This window comes from Aeromonas sp. (assembly GCF_050633025.1).
GTDB lineage: Bacteria > Pseudomonadota > Gammaproteobacteria > Enterobacterales > Aeromonadaceae > Aeromonas.
The window spans coordinates 1-16,407 of the sequence record NZ_JBODRQ010000085.1 but is presented as its reverse complement, the minus strand read 5'-3'; the positions used below and the strand labels follow the sequence as shown (position 1 = coordinate 16,407).

General features: G+C 58.2%; 15 protein-coding genes. 2 read left to right on the top strand and 13 right to left on the bottom strand.

Features of this window, described 5'->3' with window-relative positions; translation table 11 throughout:
• The 5 genes from ACRAUW_RS12175 to ACRAUW_RS12155 form a co-directional block, all read right to left on the bottom strand.
• Positions 1 to 1,570, bottom strand: a 1,570-nt coding sequence (locus ACRAUW_RS12175) for a retention module-containing protein (protein WP_431362488.1), incomplete at its 3' end; no start/stop codon positions are given.
• Positions 1,571 to 1,805: 235 nt separating this feature from the next.
• Positions 1,806 to 3,467 (bottom strand): putative transporter, encoded by a 1,662-nt coding sequence (locus ACRAUW_RS12170; protein ID WP_431362487.1) that lies wholly within the window; start codon positions 3,465 to 3,467, stop codon positions 1,806 to 1,808.
• A 404-nt stretch (positions 3,468 to 3,871) separates the two neighbouring features.
• Positions 3,872 to 4,858, bottom strand: a complete 987-nt coding sequence (locus ACRAUW_RS12165) for a hydrolase (RefSeq protein WP_431362489.1) — start codon at positions 4,856 to 4,858, stop codon at positions 3,872 to 3,874.
• Between the two features lie 69 nt (positions 4,859 to 4,927).
• Positions 4,928 to 5,827: a chemotaxis protein gene (locus ACRAUW_RS12160; RefSeq protein WP_429105503.1), complete on the bottom strand. Its 900-nt coding sequence runs from the start codon at positions 5,825 to 5,827 to the stop codon at positions 4,928 to 4,930.
• Positions 5,828 to 5,979: 152 nt separating this feature from the next.
• The gene (locus ACRAUW_RS12155) at positions 5,980 to 6,639 is read right to left on the bottom strand and encodes a hypothetical protein (RefSeq protein WP_431362486.1); all 660 of its coding nucleotides are present in this window, start codon (positions 6,637 to 6,639) and stop codon (positions 5,980 to 5,982) included.
• Between the two features lie 39 nt (positions 6,640 to 6,678).
• Between ACRAUW_RS12155 and ACRAUW_RS12150 the strand changes: the two genes are divergently transcribed.
• On the top strand, positions 6,679 to 6,882 hold the full coding sequence (locus ACRAUW_RS12150; RefSeq protein WP_005335287.1) for a YheV family putative zinc ribbon protein: 204 nt from the start codon (positions 6,679 to 6,681) through the stop codon (positions 6,880 to 6,882).
• Between the two features lie 143 nt (positions 6,883 to 7,025).
• Positions 7,026 to 7,691 carry a peptidylprolyl isomerase gene (slyD, locus tag ACRAUW_RS12145; RefSeq protein WP_431362485.1) on the top strand — a complete coding sequence of 222 codons (666 nt, stop codon included), beginning with the start codon at positions 7,026 to 7,028 and terminating at the stop codon, positions 7,689 to 7,691.
• A gap of 151 nt (positions 7,692 to 7,842) precedes the next feature.
• Here the strand turns inward: slyD and ACRAUW_RS12140 are convergent, their stop codons facing one another.
• From ACRAUW_RS12140 to ribH, 8 genes are all read right to left on the bottom strand, one after another.
• A complete protein-coding gene (locus tag ACRAUW_RS12140) occupies positions 7,843 to 8,784 on the bottom strand; it encodes an ABC transporter permease (RefSeq protein WP_431362484.1) in 942 nt (313 codons plus the stop codon).
• Between the two features lie 4 nt (positions 8,785 to 8,788).
• A complete protein-coding gene (locus tag ACRAUW_RS12135; RefSeq protein WP_431362483.1) occupies positions 8,789 to 9,763 on the bottom strand; it encodes an ABC transporter permease in 975 nt (324 codons plus the stop codon).
• Positions 9,764 to 9,861: 98 nt separating this feature from the next.
• On the bottom strand, positions 9,862 to 11,418 hold the full coding sequence (locus ACRAUW_RS12130; RefSeq protein WP_431362482.1) for an ABC transporter substrate-binding protein: 1,557 nt from the start codon (positions 11,416 to 11,418) through the stop codon (positions 9,862 to 9,864).
• A 70-nt stretch (positions 11,419 to 11,488) separates the two neighbouring features.
• Entirely contained in the window at positions 11,489 to 13,213 is a 1,725-nt protein-coding gene (locus ACRAUW_RS12125; RefSeq protein WP_431362481.1) for a dipeptide ABC transporter ATP-binding protein, read from the bottom strand.
• A 485-nt stretch (positions 13,214 to 13,698) separates the two neighbouring features.
• Positions 13,699 to 14,193 carry a phosphatidylglycerophosphatase A family protein gene (locus tag ACRAUW_RS12120; RefSeq protein WP_021230380.1) on the bottom strand — a complete coding sequence of 165 codons (495 nt, stop codon included), beginning with the start codon at positions 14,191 to 14,193 and terminating at the stop codon, positions 13,699 to 13,701.
• The gene (gene thiL / locus ACRAUW_RS12115) at positions 14,190 to 15,149 is read right to left on the bottom strand and encodes a thiamine-phosphate kinase (protein ID WP_431362480.1); all 960 of its coding nucleotides are present in this window, start codon (positions 15,147 to 15,149) and stop codon (positions 14,190 to 14,192) included. Before thiL ends, ACRAUW_RS12120 begins: the two co-directional genes overlap by 4 nt.
• 57 nt (positions 15,150 to 15,206) lie before the next feature.
• Positions 15,207 to 15,620 (bottom strand): transcription antitermination factor NusB, encoded by a 414-nt coding sequence (gene nusB, locus ACRAUW_RS12110; RefSeq protein ID WP_374873202.1) that lies wholly within the window; start codon positions 15,618 to 15,620, stop codon positions 15,207 to 15,209.
• A 14-nt stretch (positions 15,621 to 15,634) separates the two neighbouring features.
• The gene (ribH, locus tag ACRAUW_RS12105; RefSeq protein WP_005338866.1) at positions 15,635 to 16,105 is read right to left on the bottom strand and encodes a 6,7-dimethyl-8-ribityllumazine synthase; all 471 of its coding nucleotides are present in this window, start codon (positions 16,103 to 16,105) and stop codon (positions 15,635 to 15,637) included.
• Positions 16,106 to 16,407 lie beyond the last annotated feature (302 nt).

Here is a 16,407-nt window from a genome sequence, read left to right as displayed (position 1 = left end):
TGTAGGCGGCAGTCTGCTCGCCCTCCACCACGCTGGCCGGACCGCTCAGGGTGACCGTAGTGGTGTCCTCGACACCCGGCACTTCCGGGTTGATCGGGGAGGCGCTGTCGGTGATGGTGGTCTCGACAGTGGCCTTGGAGAGGTCCAGCTTCTCGAACACCGCCTTGCCGTCAGCCCCCTTCACCCCGCTCACGCTCACGCTGAACTTCTCGTCACCTTCGGCAAACTTGTCGTCCACCGTGGCAATGGTAAAGGTCGCGCTCTTGCCATCGGCCGCCACGGTCGCTTCGACCGTCTCGGTGATGTCCTCACCGCTGGCGGTGGTGTAGCTGTAGCTCAGGGTCACGATGCTGCCTGCCGGCGCCGCATCGCTCAGGGTCACGGTGTAGGCGGCAGTCTGCTCGCCCTCCACCACGCTGGCCGGACCGCTCAGGGTGACAATAGTGGTGTCCACAGTGTCGACCACCTCGGTGGTCACCTTGCTGCTGGTGTCCAGCTGTTCATAGTTGCCACCGCTGCTGCCGGTGATGCTCACCGTCAGGCTGCTGCCATCCTGGTACACATCGTCGACCGGGGCATCGACCGTCACGCTGCCGTTCAGCTCGCCCGCCTTGATGGTGATGCTGGCACCGTTGGACAAGGACAGCACCAGATCGGTCTGCGGGGCATTGTTGACGCTCGCGTTATAGGTAATCTGAGCACCTTCGTTGACCTGCGCAGGACCACTCAGAGTTACAGTAGTGGTATCGATGGTGTCGTTAATCTGGGTCTTCGTTGAAGGGCCAACAATGATCTGGTTGAAATCCCCACCTTGAGTACCCGTGATCGACACAGTGAGCGTGGACGAGTCAACATAGGGGCTGTCGGCAGGAGTGGACACAGTGACAGAACCAGTGGTCTGACCAGTCGGAATGGTGATAATCGCTCCATTTGATAGCGAAACAACCAGATCTGTACCAACAACAGGCACATCAACAAACGCAGTAAAGGTGATGAAACCACCTTCATTTACTTGAGGCTGGGCAGAGAGAGTCAAATTGGCGGAGATAAAAGTCTGCTCTGCAAGGCCGGTAGCATCCAGGGTCGGCTCAATGCCGTTATCGTAACTTGTATCAAACCCAGCCTGAGATATGGTTGAACCACCTACGCGGTCGATAGAGACAAAACCGCCGTTACCGCTGGATCCGGCAACACCACCAACGTCACCACCACCAGCGGCAGGGGCGCCACCAGCAGCAGAAGCGTCAAAATTCTTGGTAGGGTCCACGCCCTCCAAAATCGCCTGTTGCAGGGCGTTGATATCATCAGGAGTGCCTGCAGCATTGTTTTTCGCCAGTAAAGGAGCATCGCCCTCTTCAGCAGGCGCAATCTGTTCACTGGCCGATTGCACATTGAACGATTGTCCACCACCCATGAAACTGGCGCCATCCGGCGAGATGATCACCGCCCCTTTCGGCAGTACATCACCTTCAGCCAACAGCTTCCGGCTGCCATCTGCGGCAATCAGATAAATTTGTCCTTTGAGTTGGGTTACGGTTACGCCCTGTTCCAAGGTAACGGCATTGATCATTATGTTCTCTCCTGAATTCTTATCTGCATGCAAAAAGCGACAGCCTACTCTGCACAGGGAAAGAACAAAAAACCAGCTCGAAAATTCGAAAGGATAGATCGATTTTGGGGCTGTACTGTTCAGCCGGACAGAAGGGCAATATTGACAGGGATGGAACTAATAAAGTGAACATTATCAATAACATACTTGGAGCATGACAGAAGCATGACAAGCCATGCTCCTGCCAATTTGCAGGCTATGTGCCAGCCCAAAGAATGATGGCCAAGAGCTGCGGCGAGATGATTCGCAGGAACATCACCAGCGGGTAGACAGTGGCATAGGAGAGGGCACTGGCACCGCTGGTCGGATGCATGGCGTTGGCAAAGGCCAACGCGGGAGGATCAGTCATTGAACCGGCCAACAATCCGCACAGGGTAAGGTAGTTCATCTTGCCATAGATCCGAGCAAGCACCCCGACCACCAGCAGCGGAATAAGGGTAATAGCGACCCCGTAAAGCATCCAAGAGGGGCCATCACCGTGGATTAGAGTATCAACGAAACCGGCCCCTGATTTGAAACCGACCACCGCCAGAAACAGCACGATACCGATCTCCCGCAGCGCCAGGTTGGCACTGGGGGGCATGAACCAGTAAAGCTTGCCGATACTGCCGATCCGCGACAGGATCAGCGCCACCACCAGCGGACCGCCCGCCAGACCCAACTTGAGCGCCGCCGGGAATCCGGGCAGATAGAAGGGGATGGAGCCGAGCAATACTCCCAGACCAATCCCGATAAAGACCGGCAACATCTGCACCTGTTGCAGTTTTTGCTGCACGTTGCCAACCACATTGGTGACGGCCTCGATGGCATCGAGGCGCCCTACCAGATTGAGGATGTCGCCAAACTGCAAACTGGTCTGGCTGGTCGGCACCAGCTCGATACCAGCCCGGTTGAGACGGGAGATCACCACGTCATAGCGCTGCTTGATGTCGAGATCGCGGATCTTCTTGCCCAGAACCTGCTCGTTGGTCACCACTACCCGCTCGACCCGCAGGTCAGTACCGCGAGTCGAGAGCGAGGTGTCCACCTCCTCTCCCAACACCAGCAATACCTTGTGCAACGCATGGCGCTCACCCACCAGGTGGAGCAGGTCGCCCAGCTCAATGCGGGAATCTGGCCGCGGCACCATAAGCTCGTTGCCACGCTTGAGACGGGAGCAGATAACATCAGACTCATCGAGACTCGGGATCTCACTCAGCATCAAGCCATGCATATTGGGATTGCGCACCGCGATGTTGATGGTCTGCAAGTTCTCCTTGGTTTTCCCGGTTTGTAGCTCGAACTGGGCGGCTTCATCATTGATCTTGATGCGAAAGAAGACTCTGACCAACCACATAGTGAGCAAAATGCCGCAGATACCGAACGGATAAGCGACCGCATAGCCCATCCCCATCAGGCCGGTCGAACCGGGTGCGGCGCCCAGCTCGGCCAGGATCTGCTGACCCGCTCCGAGAGATGGCGTATTGGTGACTGCACCGGAGAAGACCCCCAGAATGACCGGCAACGGCACATCGAAAAATTGATGCAAGCCAGCGGCTACCACGCAGCCAAGGATGACCAGCAATGCGGCAAAGGCGTTGAGTTTGAGACCCGAACTGCGCAATGACGAGAAGAACCCCGGCCCGACCTGGATGCCGATGGTATAGACAAACAGGATTAGGCCAAATTCTTGAATAAAATGAAGAGTTTGTGAATCAAGTGCGAGATCGGAAGCACCTGCAAAGTGACCCACTATGATGCCGCCAAACAGCACCCCCCCTATCCCTAACCCAACGCCATAGACCCGCCAGTTCCCCAGCCAAAGCCCCAGCACTGCCACCAGCGACAACATGCTGATGGAAAGCGCGATATCACTCATTTCGTGCATCCTTTGCGAATTGAATTGCCCCTAGCTTGTCAGCAAACGCTGGCTTCAACTGTGTGATACAGCACGAATTTATCCTTTTAGGCGCGGAAAATACCAATTAGGGGCTAGTTTGTTTCGCTTCGTCACGAAGTTTACAGCCGGGTCTGGCCAGTCAATCATAACTACCAGCCATTGTGCTTTCAGAGATGAAACGGCGCAGGGAAAGATGGCATGTTTCTTCTTACAGTGAGGGTCTGCTGTGCGCTCCCTCGCCTGATCGATGCAGGTTGCGGATCGCCGCCATCGTAGTACAGCTCGACACTGCATCGCTGGTTTGAGCTGGCGAACACGTGGAAACATACAGCTATCGGCAGGGCCGATCAGGCGCTCTATCGGGCCAAGGCGCTGGGGCGCAATCAGTTCTGTGCTGCAGAGTGACTCTGTTCGGCAATCCAGCTGCTGATCCGCTCATCCAGCCAAAACCGTGGCCGCCAGGGCGTGCCGTGCAGAAAGCCGACATGGCCGCCGCGCTGGCTCAACTCATAGCGCACCGTGGGCGAGAGTTGCTCCGGCCGGGGAATGACCGCGTGTGACATAAAGGGATCGTCGGCGGCGTGCAGGATAAGGGTAGGGATGGGGATCTGAGCCAGCAGCGGTAGCCCCGAGCAGCTCTGGTAGTAGTGGCTGGCGCTGTGAAAGCCGTGCAGCGGCGCGGTGACTTGCTCGTCAAAATCACGCAGGGTGGCAATCTGTTCCACCTGTTTGGGTTGCCAGCGCTCGCTCGTTTGCTGCTGGTGGCTGATCTTGCTGAGCAGGTTGCGGCGCATGGTGCGCAGCAGATAGTTCTGATAGACCTTCGAGAAACCCTGATTGACCCGCTCGGCGCAGCTCGCCAGTTGCAGCGGGGCCGAGACCACCACCGCCGCTTTCAATGCCGCAGGGCAGGCGCGGGCCAGCAAATTGACCAGCATATTGCCGCCGAGCGAAAAGCCGATGGCGATCAGCGGCTTGCTCGGGAAGCGCAGGCCCAGCTCGGCAATCAGCTCCTGCGCATCACCGATGGCGCCGGAGTGATAGGCCTGCAGGTGGCGATTGGGCTCGCCGCTGCAACCGCGAAAGTGCATCAGCACAGCCTCTCTGCCCTCTTGCTGCAGGTGGGCGAACAATCCCTTGGCATAGTGGGAGTGAATGCTCCCCTCCAGCCCGTGAAACACCACTACCAGCGGCTGTTCATCAAGGCTGACCTCCCCGCTCCAGGCGAGGTCAACAAAGTCCCCATCCTGCAGTTCGAACCGCTCCGCCACAAAGCGAGCAGGCATGCGGCGCAGCCATTTGGGCAATATGGTCTGCAGATGAGGATTGCGTGCCCACCAGGGGGCGTGGAAGTGGCTCTCGGTCAGCATGGGATCGTCGGTCTGGGTCAAAGATAAAGAGGACGGGAGGTGTGCTCCTCCCGCCAGTCTGTCACTTGCTTATTTCAGCAGGCGATCGTGATGCTCGGCACCGCGCAGCATGGCCTGGATCAGCTCGTTGGCCTCGAACTTGGTCAGCGCTTCATGGGCCCCCACCTGATGGGCCCGCTCCACACTGATCTCGCTGGAGAGCGAGGTGTGCAGGATGATGTAGGCCCCCGCCAGTTTGCTGTCGCTCTGCACTTCGAAGGCCAGCTCATAGCCATCGAGCCCCGGCATCTCGATATCGCTCACCAGAATGTCGATCGGGGTCTTCTGGCTCGCCCGCGTCTGCATCAGGGTCAGTGCATCCTTGCCATTGGTGCAGACCTCATAGGGGATATTGATGTAGTCCAGCGCGGCCATCAGCTGACGGCGAGCGACCGAGGAGTCATCGACCAGCAGGATCCGCATCGGCTTGATCCGCTCCCGCTGTACATCGGTCAGCACCGGATAGAGGTGGCTCGGGTCGTCCGGATAGACCCGGGAGAGGATCAGCTCCACATCCAGCAGCTGGATCAGCTGGTCATTGACCCGGGTCACACCGGTGACGAACACATTGTGGCCGAGGGTGGCGGGGGGCGATTCGATATCGCGCCAGTTGCACTCGGTGATCTTGTCGATACCGCGTACCAGAAAACCCACCAACGTGCGGCGGCAGTCGGTAATGATGATGAAGCAGTGGGGCATCTCCTCCTTGCTGATGGGGCGATAGCCCACCGCCATCGCCATGTCGATCACCGGAATGGTGGAGCCGCGCATATTGGCAGCCCCCAACACGGTCGGGTGCGAGTGGGGCATTGCCGTCAGCTGGGTATAGGGCACTATCTCCTTCACCTTGAGGGTACCGATGGCAAAGGATTGTTTGGCTGAAAGGTGAAACAGCAACATGCCCTGGGATTGATTGGCTTTGCTCGTCATGGCAGATGTCCTGTTGGTCGAAACGTTGGCAGTCACTTCAGGCCTCTAGCATAAAGGATTACGGGGGGAATGGCCCTTCCTTGTTAACGACCATCTGGCAAAAAACTGGACTCATTCAGCCAATTTCGTTGGTGTATTCCATCGGCGTCCGGTTATTGATCGCCATCCTCGCCAACGCCCCATTGCTGGCAGGTCGCTTGCAACGCGGCCTCATCGGCATAACCCAGCTTGCTGGCCACCTGTGCGGGCTTGCTGCCGCCTTTGAGCAATCTGAGCGCTTGCAGCAGTTGCCACTGTTGTTGCAATTCACTCCCTTCCACCGGCGCATCGACTTGTTGTGCCCACTGTTGCAGAGACTCCGTTTGGCCATTGGCCAGCGCTTGCCAGCAGGCTTGCAGCTCATCGTGACCCTGCTGGCTGATGGCGCACTGTTGCAGCTCATCCAGGATCACCTGCAGTCGCTGACCGTATGCTCCTTGCCACTCTTTCGGACGTTGCCACCGGGCAAGAGAGTCGAGTAGGGCATTGAGCAGCGGGGTGGTCTGCAGCCAGCCTGCCTGCTGCGGCTGAGCCACGCGCAAAGAGACGCTCAGCTGATCGTACTCGCATCCGCTGAGGGGGCTGAAGGCCGCGAGGGCATCGGCGCAGAGCCAGAAGCTGCTGCCTGCTGGCAGCAACAGCTCATGTTGGCCCAGTCTCAGCAGCGCGGCGCCCCGGGTGATCCGCAACAGCTGCCCGACCGGGGTCCGTTTGCGGTTGCCGGCGTGCAGGCCCTGGCAGGAAAAATGGTGGTACTCGATGGCGTGATGCATGTAAAAACCCTGATATGATGCTGCCTGGAGGTAACAAATATGGAAACCAGACGTAAAAAACGCTTCATTGCCGGTGCAGTCTGCCCGGCGTGCGGCAAGTTGGACAACATGATGCTGTATCTGGAGCATGGAGTCGAGAAGGTGACCTGCGTCGCCTGTGGCGACACCCAGGTACAAACGCCGGCCGAAGTCGACAAGCAGACGCGTGAGGCGGAAGAGGTGATCGGGGTGTTTCGTCCCTGATGAGTCAATGGCTGGTGCGATGCGGGTCTCCTCGCTGACGCGGTTGCCGTTTTTTTCGTCACTCCGTGGCGCCGCACGGCATATGCGCGGCCCGCTTTTTAGGGTATTCTGAGCCCGTTTTTTTCTATCCGCAGGATCCTGACATGAAAGTAGCTCCTCTGAGCGTGGTTACGCTGGAATACACAGTCACCGACGAGCACGGTGAAGTCATCGACAGCACTGTCGGCAAAGAGCCGCTGGTCTATCTGCACGGCACCCGTTACCTGGTCTCAGGCCTGGAAGCCGAGCTGGAAGGTCGCGCGGTAGGTGAAGCCTTCGAAGTGACTCTGGCACCAAGCCAGGCCTACGGCGAATATGACGAGACACTGGTACAAGAAGTACCGGGCGAGCTGTTCGACGGCATGGAAGTCTCCGAAGGGGATACTTTTGTGGCTGAAACCGACGATGGCCACCGTCCGGTGACCGTGGTTGAAGTGTCCGAAGAGTTCGTCAAGGTGGATGGCAACCATCCGCTGGCAGGCGTAACCCTGGGCTTCAAGGTCGAGATCAAGGACGTGCGCGCTGCCACTGCCGAAGAGCTGGCTCACGGCCACGTTCACGGTGCCGGTGGTTGCGGTCACGATCACGGTCATGACCACGATCACGGCGGCTGCTGTGGCGGTCATGGTCACGACCATGATGACGATCACGGTCAAGGCGGTTGCTGCGGCGGTGCTGGTCACGATCATGGCCACGACCACGGTGATGACCATGGTCACGGCGGCTGCTGCGGTGGCGGCGGTTGTGGTGGTAAGGGCCATCACCACTGATCACGGCCATGCCGATGATAGAACATCCGCATCCGGCGGATTTCAAATAAGAAGAGGGAGGCGCAGTGCCTCCCTCTTCAGCTTTTCCCTGCAGTCAGGTTCCCATTACCTCACCTTGCCTGCATGACCACTCTGAGCGATCTAATCCTGATCAACCCTTGTAGATCTTGGGATTAAACACATCTCGCAGCCAATCACCCAGCAGGTTGATGACCAGCACCAGCACCACCAGACAGATACCCGGGAAGGCGGTGATCCACCAGGAGCCGGAGAAGATGTAGTTGAAGCCGACGCTGATAAGCGAACCGAGCGAGGGCTGATCAACCGGCATTCCCAGCCCGAGGAAGGAGAGCGCCGCCTCGCTCATGATGGCGTTGGCCACCTGCACGGTGGAGATCACCAGAATGGGCGACAAACAGTTGGGCAGAATGTGTCGGAACATGATGCGCGGGGCGCGAAACCCCATCACCTTGGCCGCTTCCACATACTCCTTCTTCTTCTCCGCCAGCACAGAGGCGCGCACGGTACGGGCATACTGCGGCCACTCGGCGATCCCGATGATCACCACCAGCATCATGATGGCAAACTTCGAGTAAAACTCGGAGCCAAATGTTGCCTGAAAGATGGCGGAGATGATGATCGCCACCATCATGGTGGAGAACGACAGCTGCACGTCGGCAAAGCGCATCAGCAGGTTGTCAATGCGACCACCGAAGTAACCGGCAATCAGACCGATGACGATCCCCAGCACCAGCTGCAGCGCCACCGCAAACAGGCCGATGGTGAGGGAGATACGGGCGCCATAGAGAATGGTGCTCCAGATATCCCGCCCCTGATTGTCGGTACCGAGCCAGAAACGCTCCCCGCCGCCTTCGAGCCAGGAAGGGGGCAACTCGGCATCCATCAGATCAAAACTGGTCTGGTCATAGACGTTGTGCGGTGCCAGCCAGGGAGCCAGCAGCGCCGCCAGCACGAACACCACGAACACCGCAAAGCTGAACATGGCTACCTTGTCCCGCAGGAAGTAGTAGACGATGTCAGAGTTCTTGAATCGTGCCCAACGGCTTGGGCTTGCAGTTACAGCATTAGTCATGCGCTTACCCCTTGGCAGTCAGGTTAACGGTCGGGTTGATCAACCCGTAGAGCAGGTCGACCAGGGTATTGGTCACCACGAAGATCAGTCCCACGAAGATGACGTAGGCGGTGATGAGGGGCGTATCGACCCGGTGGATCGCCTCAAGGAACAGGAAGCCGGTGCCCGGCCACTGGAACACGCTCTCGGTCAGGATGGTGTAAGCCACCATGGTGCCGATCTGCACCCCGCCGACGGTAATGACCGGCAGCATGGTGTTCTTCAGGGCGTGCTGGTAGTAGACCTTGTTGTTGTCCAGTCCCTTGGCGCGGGCGAACTTGACGTACTCGGAGGAGAGCTGCTCCAGCATTTCGGAGCGCACCAGCCGGATAAACAGCGGCAACATGATGGAAGAGAGCGACACCGCGGGCAGGATCAGGTGCAGGATACCATCCCAGGTGAAGAAGCCCGACTCCCAGCCCAGCACATTGGCGGTCTCGCCGCGGCCATAGGCCGGCAGCCAGCCCAGCTGGATGGAGAAGAGGTACATCAGCATGATGGCTGTCAGGAACACCGGGATCGAGATACCGATACTGCTCCCCGCCATGATGATCTTGGTGGGAATGCTGCGCGGGCGGATCGCCGAATAGACACCGAGTGGAATGGAGACCACCACGATGATGAGCGCGGCGGCAAACACCAGTTCAAGGGTAGCCACCAGCTTGTCGAGGATCACCTCAAGAGCCGGTCGCTTGAAGAAATAGGAGGTGCCCAAATCCCCATGCACCGCATTTTTCAAAAAGCGGCTGTATTTGATGAGGAAGGGATCGTTAAGGCCCATCTTCTCGCGCAACTCGTGACGCTGGGCTTCGGAGACGGATTGTCCCACCAGCTCGCGCAACGGGTCACCCAAGTTATCCTGGATGGAGAAGGCGACCAGGCTGATGACGAACATCACTATCACGGCCTGATAGAACCGTTTCAGCAGGAATGTAAACATGCTTGTCCTTCTACGTGGCCTGTGTCGTGGCACAGGCTTCTGTTAGTGGGCGGAGTGGCCAGCTGACCGCCCCGCCCCGTCCTTCCTTAGCGCTTCTCTTACTTGCTGACCACCAGGTCACCCAGGTAAGGGAAGTTCATCACGTTGACCACCGGCTTGATGTCGACGTTCTTCTTGGCGCCATAGGCCAGATCTTCCCAGTGCAACGGCACGTAGGCAGCATCTTCGATCAGCATGGCTTCGACCTTTTTCAGCATCTCGGCACGCTTGGCCGGATCGGTCTCGGCGTTGGCATCCATCACCAGCTTGTCAGCTTCGGCGTTGGCATAACCGGCGCAGTTGTACTGACCCATACCGGTCTTGGCATCCTTGGTGAAGGTCAGGAACTCGAAGAAGTTCGCGGTATCTTCGGTGTCGGAGTGCCAGCCGATCAGCTGCATGTCCGCGGCGCACTTGTCAAACTCGGGCCAGTACTGGGCCACCGGCATGGTCTTCAGATCCACCTTGATGTTGATCTTGGCCAGCATGGCGGAAACCGCCTGGGCAATCTTGACGTCGTTGACGTAGCGGGCCGCCGGGGAGATGAAGGTCATCTTGAAGCCTTTCTCGTAACCGGCCTCTTTCATCAGCTCCTTGGCCTTGGCCAGATCATACTGGGGCACCAGCGCCTCGTTGTGACCGGCATAGCCTTTCGGGCTCAGCTGGCCAGCAGGGGTACCGAAGCCCTTGTTGATCTTCTCGACGATGCCCACCTGGTTGATGGCGTAGTTGATGGCCTGACGCACGCGCTTATCTTTCAGCGCCGGGTTGGTGCTCTGGTTCAGCTCGATGATGATGGCGCGGGTACTGGAGAGGGTAACCAGTTGGGAGTCCTTGCCATTTTTCACCCGCTCCAGATCGTTCGGGGCAACCGGATAGATCACGTCCACGTCGCCACCCAGCAGCGCGGCTACGCGGGTCGCATCTTCCTTGATCGGCACCACGGTCAGGTTCTCGACGTTACCCTTGGAGGCTTTATCCCAGTAGTTGGCGTTGCGGGCATAGTCCAGCTTCACACCCTGCTCGCGGAACTTGACGGTGAACGGGCCAGTACCGGAGACGTGGGTAGAGGCATAGGAGTCGCCGTTTTTGACGATCTCGGCCTTGTCTTTGCCCGCTTCGGTCTTGCCGGTGTAGAACTTGGAGTCCATCGGGAAGATGTAGGTGACGGTCTGCAGCACCAGCGGGAACGGCTTGGCGGTGACAAGATCGACGGTGTAGTCATCGACCTTCTTCACTTCGCTGATGGGATCGAAGATCGCCTTGAAGTCGACGGAGGATTTCAGGCGGTTGACGGTCCACACCACGTCGTCAGCGGTGAAGTCGTTACCGGAGTGGAACTTGACCCCTTTGCGCAGGTGGAAGCGGACGGTCTTGTCATCGACACGCTCATACTTCTCGGCCAGACGGGGCTCGAACTGCAAGTCCTGAGTGTAACGCATCAGGGGATCGAATACCAGGTGCGACATCTCCAGAGTCTGACCGGAGAGCTGCTCCTGCGGATCCAGCGAAGTGGCGTCAGAAGCAACACCCACCTTGATATCAGCGGCTGAGACACTGAAGGCGAAACCGGCGGCAAACAGCGCCAGGGCAATCTTGGACAATCCTTTCTTCATCTTGTTCTCCATGCTTTTGGCTTTCTTATGACACTTTTTTTGACAAGCAAACCGGCGCACCGGCGCTCTCCTAGCTTGCGATTTCCAGCCCCTCGCGGGACATTCCCTTGAACTCCGGCATGAGGGAGATCAGCTTGCGGCTGTACTCATGCTCGGCATTGGTAAAGAGTTTCTCGGTCTCGGCCACTTCCACCAGATGACCGTGCTGCATCACCCCGATGCGGTCGCACATCTGGCGGATGACCGGCAGATCGTGGCTGATGAACAGCATGGTGAGCCTGAGCTCCTGCTGCAGATCCTTGAGCAGGTTGAGGATCTGGGCCTGCACCGACACATCCAGCGCCGAGGTCGGCTCGTCGCAGATAAGGAAGCGCGGGCGAGTGGCCAGGGCGCGGGCAATAGAGATGCGCTGACGCTGGCCGCCTGAGAATTCGTGGGGGTACTTGAGGCCAGCCCCACGACCGAGCCCGACATGATCCAGCAGATCCCCGACAATTCCTTCAATCTGGCGTTCATTGTCGGCCAACTGGTGGAAACGGATCGGCTCGGCGATGATGTCGCGCACCTTCATCCGCGGGTTCATCGAGGAGTAGGGGTTCTGGAACACCATCTGCATCTGGCGACGCAGCGGGCGACGCTCGCGCTCGCTCTTGAGGGCAGTCAGATCGATCCCCTCGAAGACGATCTTGCCGCTATCGGGCGGATAGAGGCCTGTGATGGCGCGGGCAATGGTCGATTTGCCGGATCCCGATTCCCCCACCAGACCGAAGGTCTCCCCTTCGAAGATCTCGAAGCTGATGTTGTTGCAGGCGCGCACATACTGACGACGGCTCGGGAAGAGGGAGTCCTTGGTAACAAACTTGAGATCGACGTTCTCCACCCGCAGCAGCGCCCCTTCATAGGCACGCTCGTCCTGACTCTGACCAAGCCAGTGGGTCTTGAGGTCGATATTGGTATCCGGCGCACTGGCATCCTCGATATAGGAGACCAGCGGGAAGCGCACCAGCTTCACATCGGATCGGGGTACCGCCGAGATGAGGCTGCGGGTATAGGGGTGATTGGGGCTGCCCAGCACCTGTTCGGTCAGGCCGAACTCCACCAGATCGCCGCGATACATCACCGCCACCTTGTCGGTGACGTTGGAGACCACCCCCATGTCGTGGGTCACCAGCATGCAGCCCACCTGACGCTCTTTGCAGAGGGCGCGGATAAGCTGGAGGATCTGATCCTGAATGGAAACGTCCAGCGCCGTGGTCGGCTCATCGGCGATGATCAGCTCCGGATCGCAGGAGAGCGCGATAGCGATAACCACCCGCTGACGCATGCCACCAGAGAACTGGTGCGGATACTGCTTGATACGCAGCTCAGGCTGCGGGATCCCCACCGCCTTCATCAGATCCAGCGCCTTGGCAAAGGCGGCTTCGCGTGACAAATCGGTGTTGGCCAGAATGGTCTCCACCAGCTGATGCTCGACGTTGAACAACGGGTTAAGGGAGGTCATGGGGTCCTGGAAGATGAACCCGATACGGGAGCCACGGATGGCCCGCATCTCGTTCTGGCTCTTGCCGGAGATAAGCTCGCCATTGAGATAGATATCGCCACGGGCGATGCGGCCCGGCGGGCTCAGGAGATCGATAACGGCGTTGCCGATGGTGGACTTGCCGGCGCCGGATTCACCGACCACTCCGACAATCTCACCCTTTTCGATAGAGAAAGAGAGATCCTTCACCGCGGCCAACACCCCGTAGCGGGAGGGGTACTCAATCCGCAAGTTCTTTACTTCGAGCAAGGACATGTTTACCTCTGCGGGGGACATCCGTCCCAAATAATTCGTCCGTAAATCAGCCGCAGATGCCGGTTGTTACCTTGGGCAATATTTGCTCAATCCATAAGGCAGCGAAACCAGCGATCCGGGCGGGTTTTTTGCATTTTTTTGGAATAACCCGCGAGTAACTTAGACGGTTTGACCACGGGTGTAAATGATTGAGTTATACAATTCCGCCATGTTTTGCGCAGATAACCATCATTTTAATAGCGAAAAATGATGATCGATGTCACAAAACATACCAACTCATCCACTGATTCGCCATTAGCTCGTCTTTAATTTCAATAAAGGTAAAACATGCAGAATTTATCACCATTTAGACGCAACCAGAGGTCCCGAATGAGTAGTGAATATTTATGTAAAATGGATGATAAACGGCAGCATATGCCGATGAATGAAAATTTAGTAGATATAAATCGGGGAATGCCAGAACGGTCATTCCCCGGAAGGGGCACTCAACCGAGCCAGAATGCCAGTAATTGCATACAAAACAGGGCGAACAGGCCAGCGATCAGATCGTCCAGCATGATGCCCAGGCCACCGTGGATCCGGCGATCAAACCAGGAGATGGGCCAGGGCTTGAGCACATCAAACAACCGGAACAGCGCGAAGCCCGCCACCACCCACTCCCAGCCGGCTGGCGCGGCGATCATGGTGACGCCAAAACCGATCACCTCGTCCCAGACGATGGCGCCGTGATCCGGCATTCCGATGGCATCGGTGGCGCTCTGGCAGATACGAATACCGACCACAAACCCCACCGCCAGCAGGGCGATGAACCAATAGGTCGGCAGCCCGCTCACCAGCAGGTAGAGCGGAATGGCCGCCAGGGTGCCCATGGTGCCCGGCGCCTTGGGGCTTAGACCGGAGCCAAACCCCACCGCCAAAAAATGAAGCGGATTTTTCAGATCCAGTCGTGTCAGCTCGGGCTTTATCCTGAACAAACTCATGCGAAGTGATCCCACCCTTTCAGTTGCAACTCGACCGCTTGGTCGCCACGCAGGTAGTCGATGACTGGCTCGCCCGCCACGATGCGGCCGATACGGCTGAACTTGACCCCGCTGTGGGCCAGTGCCGTATCGAGCGCACCACGGTGCTCCTCCGGTACGGTAAAGCAGAGCTCATAGTCATCGCCACCGGCCAGCGCCAGTTGCCACGCCTCCTGCTCGCTCACCGCATCCTGCAGCACCGGCGAGAGCGGCAGCAGATCGAGATCGATCTGGGCCCGCACACCGGAGGCCTTGAGAATATGGCCGAGATCCGATGCCAGACCGTCGGAGAGATCCAGCGCACTGCCCGCCAGTCCGCGCAGGGCCTGACCGGCCAGAATACGGGGATGGGGGTGGTCGAGCCGTGGCAGCACCGCAGCCAGCTGGTTCTCGTTGAGGGTGCGTTTGCCCAGCAGGTGGGAGAGCGCCAGCGCGGCATCCCCCAGGGTGCCGGTGACATAGATGCCGTCACCGGCTTTGGCACCGCTGCGCATCAGGGCGCGACCGGCAGGCACCGATCCCTTCACCGAGATGGTGATGGAGAGCGGCCCGCGGGTCATGTCTCCGCCCACCAGCGCCACATTGTAGTACTCGGCCAGCTCCAGAAACCCTTCGGCAAACCCGGCAACCCAACCTTCGTTGATGGCGGGCAGGGTCAGCGCCAGCGACACCCAGCGCGGCTCGGCCCCCATGGCGGCGAGATCGGAGAGATTGACCGCCAGCGCCTTGTAGCCGAGATCCACCGGATCCATGTCGGGAAAGAAGTGTACGCCGCTAACCAGAGTGTCGGTGCTCACCGCCAGCTGGGTATCGGGGGGCAGGGTCAGCAGGGCACAGTCATCTCCAGGGCCCATCACCACGTCCTTGCGGGCGTGGGGGACCTTGAAGTACTTATCAATCAGCTCAAATTCACCCATACAGTAAAAAGCCAGCAAAAAGCTGGCTCCTCTCTTAGATGCTGACGGACAGCAGGATCAACGCTTGTTCAGCGACTTGATCACCTTGTCCAGTACACCGTTGACAAACTTGTGGCTGTCATCGGCGGCGAAGGCTTTGGCCAGCTCGATCGCTTCGTTGATGACCACGCGCGGCGGTACATCATCACGACGGGTCAGCTCATAGGTCGCCAGACGCAGGATCGCCTTGTCCACCATGTCCACTTCTTCCAGCGGACGGGAGAGGTAAGGTGCAAACACCTTGTCCAGCTCGCTGCAGTGGAGGGCTACCCCGAACAGCAGATCGCGGAAATAGTTCAGGTCTACACCCTTGGTGTCCTGATCGATCTTGAACTGCTCTTCGATGTCACCCACGTTAGCCTTGGTCATCTGCCACTGGTAGATGGCCTGGGTGGCGCAATGGCGGGCTTTACGGCGCTCAGACGGTTTCAATGTACTTCTCCTCGTTACACGTCCAGTTCTTTCAGGACGTTGATCATTTCGAGCGCTGCCAGTGCAGCCTCTGCACCCTTGTTACCCGCCTTGGTACCTGCACGCTCGATGGCTTGTTCAATGTTTTCAGTGGTCAGCACCCCGAAGGCAACGGGAATTTCATATTCCATCATTACCTGAGCCATGCCTTTGCTGTTCTCGTTTGCCACCAGGTCGAAGTGGTAGGTGCCGCCACGGATGACAGTACCGACCGCCACGATGGCGTCGTATTGACCACTCTTGGCCAGCTTCTTGATGACCAATGGCATTTCAACCGCGCCCGGCACTTTTACCAGTGTCAGGTTGCTGTCCTGCACTTGACCTTGACGCTTCAGTACGTCCACCGCGCCGTTCACCAGACTGTCGTTGATGAAGCTGTTGAAACGGGCAACAACAATAGCAACGCGCGCCTCAGGAGCGGCGATATTTCCTTCGATAACCTTCATTGGAAATCCTGTATCTGTGCAATCAAAAGGGCCGGAGTCAAAAGTGCGCACATTCTAGCACAACAGACCCACGACAAAAACCATGGCCGCAATAGACGGCCATGATCGCGATGTAACCAGTCCGGCGCGCTTACTCGCCGGTAAATTCCACGACTTCCAGACCGAAGCCACCCGGAAGGGGATGGTACTTCTCTGGTAGTACGTTACTCGCCAACGTACTCAACCACTTCCAGACCGAAACCGCCCGGAAGGGGATGGTACTTCTCTGGTAGAACCTTGAGTCCTTTACTCGCCGACGTATT